Source organism: Saccharopolyspora sp., from assembly GCF_017434145.1.
GTDB lineage: Bacteria > Actinomycetota > Actinomycetes > Mycobacteriales > Pseudonocardiaceae > Saccharopolyspora_C > Saccharopolyspora_C galaxeae.
On record NZ_JAFRFW010000192.1, the window covers coordinates 1 to 2,852 of the forward strand.

The 2,852-nt window shown below is 71.6% G+C and carries 2 protein-coding genes; both read left to right on the top strand.

What is annotated here, in order from left to right; translation table 11 throughout:
• The first annotated feature begins 89 nt into the window (after window positions 1–89).
• Window positions 90–674, top strand: coding sequence for an AAA family ATPase (locus IJH84_RS05300; RefSeq protein WP_200070176.1), 585 nt, complete (start codon window positions 90–92; stop codon window positions 672–674).
• A 332-nt stretch (window positions 675–1,006) separates the two neighbouring features.
• Window positions 1,007–2,852: DEAD/DEAH box helicase (locus IJH84_RS05305; RefSeq protein ID WP_295140970.1), on the top strand; the 1,846-nt coding region annotated here is incomplete at its 3' end.

Consider the following 2,852-nt stretch of genomic DNA (forward strand, 5'->3'; position numbering starts at 1 on the left):
CGCGAGGGGGGCGAGCCGCCCGGGGACTGCTTCCACGGCGGCGACCGCTCGCTCCGGCCAAGATCCGTTGCGCGTAGCCTGGCCGGGTCGTGGACATTCCGGACGAGTCCGCCGCAACGGCGGGACCACCTCCCGCAGTGCGCGTGCCCCGCCGCGCCCTCGTGGTCCTCGCGGGTCTGCCCGGAGCCGGCAAGAGCACCCTGCTGCGCAGGCTCACCGCTCCCGTGGGAACCGTCGTGCTCGACTCCGAGCAGGTCCGCGCCCGGCTGCGTGCCGCGCTGCCCGCGCAGCTGCCCTACCGCTGGTACCGGCCGCTGGTGCACGCCGTGCACCGCGCGCGCATCGCCTGGTTCTGCTGCACCGCGCGCGGCCTGGTCGTGGCGCACGAGCCGTCGACCCGCGGCGGCACCCGGCTCATGCTCGTGCTGTTCGCCGTGCTGACCGTGCGGCCCCGCTTGCTGGTGTGGTTGCACGTCGGGCCGGAAGAAGCACTGGCGGGCCAGGAGGCGCGGGGGAGGCTGATCCGCAGCCGCGCGTTCCGGCTGCACGTGCATCGGGCGTACCGAGTGCATCGGACGCTGCTCGCGGGCGGACGGCTGCGGGGTTGGCAGCATGTGCTCTTGTTCACCCGCAAGGACATCGAGCGCGGGCTCGAGCTGCGAACGCCGAGGTGAGATTCGTCCCGAAGGCGCGGGTGGGTGCGGGGCCGGGGCGGGGTGATCGCTATCCTGGTCGGTGACGGTGCGGCGGTACGACGCCGCACTTGGCTGAGACAGCGAGCTGCGAGTGACTGGCAACAGTGTGTGTGCGTGCCAGGTGTGCGCGGCTTGAATTGCGCTAGCAGCACCTCCCGTGCCCCTCGGGCGTCTGCCCCTCGGGTGTCGATGGCGGAGCTGCGTTCGGACCTGACTGTTGCGCCTCGCCGCGGGCACGCCGGCGGTGCAGGGCCGTGTGACGCATCCGTTCAGCCCCTGGCCACCACCGACCGAGGAGACTCGCTACATCCATGTCTCGAACCGAGGACGTAATTTCCGACCGGGCAGCGGAATTCCCGGCCGCGATCGCCGAAGCTCCGGCGGCGCCGGACGCGACCGCGACCGCCGCGGAAGCCGCGGAAACCCCCGGAACAGCGGAATCCGCTCAGCCCGCTGAGTCCGCGCAAGCCGAACCGGCCGCAGCGGAATCCGCTCCCGCAACCGATCCGGAACCGGCCGAGCAGACCGAGCAAGCTGACCAGGCCGAGCAGGCCGAGCAGACGGACCAGGCCGCGAGCCGGAACGGCTTCGACGCCCTCGCGCTCGACCCGCTGGTGCGCAAGGTGCTCGGCGAACTGGGCTACGAGAACCCGTCCCCGATCCAGGCGCAGACCATCCCGCCGCTGCTGGACGGCCACGACGTGATGGGCCTCGCGCAGACCGGCACCGGCAAGACCGCCGCGTTCGCGCTGCCCATCCTCAGCCGCATCGACCTGGACGCCCCCGGCCCGCAGGCGCTGGTGCTCGCGCCCACCCGCGAGCTGGCGATCCAGGTGGCCGAGGCGTTCGAGCGCTACGCCAAGCACCTGCCCGGCTTCCACGTGCTGCCGATCTACGGCGGCCAGAGCTACGGCCCGCAGCTGGCCGGGCTCAAGCGCGGCGCGCACGTCGTCGTCGGCACGCCCGGCCGGCTGATCGACCACCTCGACAAGGGCTCGCTGAACCTCAGCGCGCTGAACCACCTGGTGCTCGACGAGGCCGACGAGATGCTGCGGATGGGCTTCATCGAGGACGTCGAGCGGATCCTGCAGTCGGTGCCGCAGCAGCGGCAGGTGGCGCTGTTCTCGGCGACCATGCCGGGCGCGATCCGCAAGATCAGCCAGTCCTACCTGCGCGAGCCGGTGGAGATCTCGGTCAAGACCAGCACCAGCACCGCCACCAACATCAGCCAGCGCTACGTCCCGGTGCGCGGCCCGCAGAAGATGGACGCGCTGACCCGCATCCTCGAAGTCGAGAAGTTCGACGCGATGATCGTGTTCGCGCGCACCAAGCAGCTCACCGAGGAACTCGCGGAGAAGCTGCAGACCGCCGGGTTCAACGCCGCGGCGATCAACGGCGACGTGCCGCAGGCGCAGCGCGAACGAACCATCGGCCACCTGCGCGAGGGCCGCATCGACGTGCTGGTCGCGACCGACGTGGCCGCCCGCGGGCTGGACGTCGAACGCATCTCGCACGTGCTCAACTACGACATCCCGCACGACAGCGAGTCCTACGTGCACCGCATCGGGCGCACCGGCCGCGCCGGGCGCAGCGGCGAGGCGATCCTGTTCGTCTCCCCGCGTGAGCGGCACATGCTGCGCTCCATCGAGAAGGCCACCCGCCAGAGCATCGAGCAGATGGACCTGCCGACCGTCGATGCGGTCAACGACCAGCGGCTCGCGAAGTTCGCCCAGAACATCAGCGACACGCTGCAGAAGGGCAACCTGGAGCTGTTCCAGAAGCTCGTCGAGGAGTACGAGCGCAACCACGAGGTGCCCGCCACCCAGGTCGCGGCGGCGCTGGCGAGCATGGTGCAGGGCGACCGCCCGCTGCTGCTGGAGCCGGACCCGGAGCCGGACAAGCAGCGCCGCAACCGCGGCGGCGGGTTCGAACCGGCCGGTCCGGAGACCGACACGTACCGCGTCGAGGTGGGCCGCCGGAACCGCGTGACGCCCAGCGCGCTGGTCGGCGCGCTGGCCAACGAGGGCGGGCTGCACAGCAAGCACATCGGGCACATCGACATCCGCGACGCCCACACGCTCGTCGAGCTGCCCGCCGAGCTGCCCGAGGAGATGCTGTGCAAGCTGCGCAAGACCCAGGTCGCCGGGCGCGGCCTGC